General features: G+C 72.8%; 1 protein-coding gene. It reads left to right on the forward strand.

Going from position 1 to position 368, the window contains the following annotated elements:
• Nucleotides 1-368 (forward strand): hypothetical protein (locus J4F42_21205; GenBank protein ID MCE2488040.1); only part of this gene is annotated, 368 nt, incomplete at both ends.

Here is a 368-nt window from a genome sequence, read left to right on the forward strand (position 1 = left end):
ACGGCCGGCAGCGGCACCTACGCGCTGGTCGTTGAGACGCCCCCGCTGGCCGGCGATCAGGTCCGCAGCCTGCGCCTCGACTGCTCCCAGCCGCAGCGCCTGGTCCTGCCCGACGGCTTTGCTGCGGACGGCAGCCTGGACCTGCCGCCGACCCCCGCCCCCCAGCGTTTTGTGTTTCGCATCGCGCCCCCGACCGGGACGCCGGACGCGCCGCCGCCGGTTCTGCGGCTCAGCCTGCGCGTCTCCGACCCCTCCCCCGGCCACCGGCTGATCGTCGAGTACCAGGCGCCCATCTCGGCTGCGGACCGCCTGACCCGGACCATCTTTTTCCAGCGCTCGGTTCACATGCTGTTCTTCCGCTACGGCCG

It is taken from the genome of Desulfurellaceae bacterium (assembly GCA_021296095.1).
GTDB lineage: Bacteria > Desulfobacterota > Binatia > Bin18 > Bin18 > JAAXHF01.